General features: G+C 65.0%; 3 protein-coding genes. All 3 read right to left on the reverse strand.

All coding sequences use genetic code 11. The annotated features are described in order from the left end of the window. On the reverse strand, positions 1-287 hold a 287-nt coding region (locus AC1DY5_RS50670), incomplete at its 3' end, for a helix-turn-helix domain-containing protein (protein WP_478121855.1). 188 nt (positions 288-475) lie between these two features. Beyond that, positions 476-1432, reverse strand: a complete 957-nt coding sequence (locus AC1DY5_RS50675; protein ID WP_478121857.1) for an alpha-E domain-containing protein — start codon at positions 1430-1432, stop codon at positions 476-478. A gap of 28 nt (positions 1433-1460) precedes the next feature. Further along, positions 1461-2644 (reverse strand): circularly permuted type 2 ATP-grasp protein (locus tag AC1DY5_RS50680; RefSeq protein ID WP_478121856.1); only part of this gene is annotated, 1184 nt, incomplete at its 5' end.

The raw sequence follows: 2644 nt of genomic DNA on the forward strand, positions 1-2644 counted from the left end.
GCATCGACACGTGCATCGTCGATGCTGCGCGGGGCGCCCGGGCGAGGCGCGTCAAGCAAGCCCTCCATGCGGTGTTCGACGAAGCGCGCGCGCCACTTGGAAACCGTTTGTGGCGTCACTCGCTGGCGAACGGCAACGGCCTTGTTCTCCATGCCATCGGCACAGCCCAACACGATGCGCGCTCGCAACGCCATGGCCTGCGCGGTCTTGCGCCGCAGCGTCAATGCCGTGAGTTGTTCGCGCTCTGCATCGCTGAGCACCAGTTCGCTCTTGGGTCTGCCTCTCATTGCCACCTCGTCGTGTCGACACACTACACGACGGACACAGGCAGACCAAATTAGTTCAACGAATTTCTAACTCGGGATACTAGATCGTCTGGGACACTGTGCAATTGGCACGGCACTCCCGGAATTGCTGGATCAGCTGCCTGGCGCCCGCAGCGGCGCCAGCAGCCAAGCTGGGAAACTGACAACCCTCAGTGCCCAGGCACCAGGAAGTCCTGGCTGATCCGCCACCCGAGCTCGTTCACCCGATCGAGGAACTGCGTCAGATAGGCGTGCAGCCCGGTCGCGAGGATCTCGTCGACCCGCGCGTACTGCAGGTCGGCCAGCAGCTTGCCGGCGCGGCGTTGCGTTTCGGCGCTCTGCTCGTTCTTGACCATGTCGAGGTTGCCGACCACCTCGCGCAGGCTCGCGTGCAGCGAGCGCGGCATGTCGGCGCGCAGGATCAGCAGCTCGGCCACGCGCTCGGGCTTGATGACGTCGCGATACACCTTGCGGTAGACCTCGAAGGCCGAGACGCTGCGCAGGATCGCGCTCCAGTGATAGAAGTCGTACTCCTGATCCTCTTCGGTGGCGGTGCCGAAGAACTCGCTGTTGAGCGCATGGAACTTGACGTCGACCAGGCGCGCCGTGTTGTCGGCGCGTTCGAGGAAGGTGCCCAGGCGCGAGAAATAGAAGGCCTCGTCCTGCAGCATCGTGCCCAGCGTCACGCCGCGCGACAGGTGCGAGCGGAACTTGACCCACTCGAAGAACTGGCCCGGGTCGCGCTCGAAATCACCGGCGCGCAGCATCCGGTTCACTTCGAGCCAAGTGGTGTTCTGGGTCTCCCAGGCCTCGGTCGGCAGCGAGCCGCGCACCGCCCGCGCGTTCTCGCGCGCGGCCCGCAGACAGGACAGGATCGACGACGGGTTCGACTCGTCTTTGACCATGAACTCCATCACCTCGTTGGGCTTGAAGCCGTCGTGCTTCTCGTTGTAGAGCGGCAGCAACTCGCTGATCGACAGCAGGCCCTGCCAGCCGTATTGGGCGACCTCGGCCGACTGCGGCAGCATGGAGGTCTGGTAGTTGACGTCGAGCATGCGCGCGGTGTTCTCGGCCCGCTCGGTGTAGCGCGACATCCAGTAGAGGTGATCGGCGGTCCGTGACAACATCATAGGTGTGCTTCCGTGTGCTCTCTGATCAGGACTGGCTTTGCGACTGCGCCGGCGCGCGCGGCTTGGCGCTGCGGTCGGCCTCGAGGATCCAGGTGTCCTTGGTGCCGCCGCCCTGCGACGAATTGACCACCAGCGAACCCTCCTTGAGCGCCACGCGCGTGAGGCCGCCGGGCACCATCTGCACTTCCTTTCCCGACAGCACGAAAGGCCGCAGGTCGATGTGGCGCGGCGCGATGCCGGCGTCGACGAAGGTCGGCGAAGTCGACAGGCTCAAGGTCGGCTGCGCGATGTAGCCGTCCGGCTTGGCCAGCACGGCCTTCTTGAAGTCCTCGATCTCGGCCTGGGTCGCGGCCGGGCCGATCAGCATGCCGTAGCCGCCGGCACCATGCACCTCCTTCACGACCAGGTCCTTCATGTTGTCGAGCGTGTAGGCCAGCTCGTCCTTGTTGCGGCACATGTAGGTCGGCACGTTCTTGAGGATCGGCTGTTCGCCGAGGTAGAACTCGATCATCTTCGGCACGTACGGGTAGATCGACTTGTCGTCGGCGACGCCGGTGCCGACCGCGTTGCAGATCACGACGTTGCCTTCGCGATAGGCCCGCATCAGGCCCGCGGTGCCCAGCGTCGAGGTCGGACGGAACACCTCGGGGTCGAGGAAGTCGTCGTCGACCCGGCGGTAGATGACGTCGACCCGGCGAGGTCCGCGCGTGGTGCGCATGTAGACGAAGTCGTCCTTGACGAACAGATCCTGGCCCTCGACCAGCTCGACGCCCATCTGCTGGGCCAGGAAGGCGTGCTCGAAGTAGGCGCTGTTGTACATGCCGGGCGTCAGCACCACCACGGTCGGCTCGGCCGTCGCCGGCGGCGCCGAGGCGCGCAGGGTTTCGAGCAGCAGGTCGGGATAGTGGGCGACCGGCGCGATCCGGTTCTGGCTGAACAGTTCGGGGAAGAGCCGCATCATCATCTTGCGGTTCTCGAGCATGTAGCTGACGCCGCTGGGCACCCGCAGGTTGTCCTCGAGCACGTAGTACTCGCCGTTGCCCTGCGCGTCGGGGGCCCGCACGATGTCGATGCCCGAGATGTGCGAGTAGATGTCGTTGGGCACCTTGACGCCGACCATCTCGGGGCGGTACTGGGCGTTGTTCAGGATCTGCTCGGACGGAATGACGCCGGCCTTGATGATCTCCTGCTCGTGGTAGACATCGTGGA

The sequence above is a fragment of the Variovorax sp. P4_D9 genome (assembly GCF_056401695.1).

Coding starts and splice junctions, on each gene's coding strand:
- AC1DY5_RS50675 (WP_478121857.1), bottom strand. CDS start 1,432: ATGTTGTCACGGACCGCCGATCACCTCTACTGGATGTCGCGCTACACC.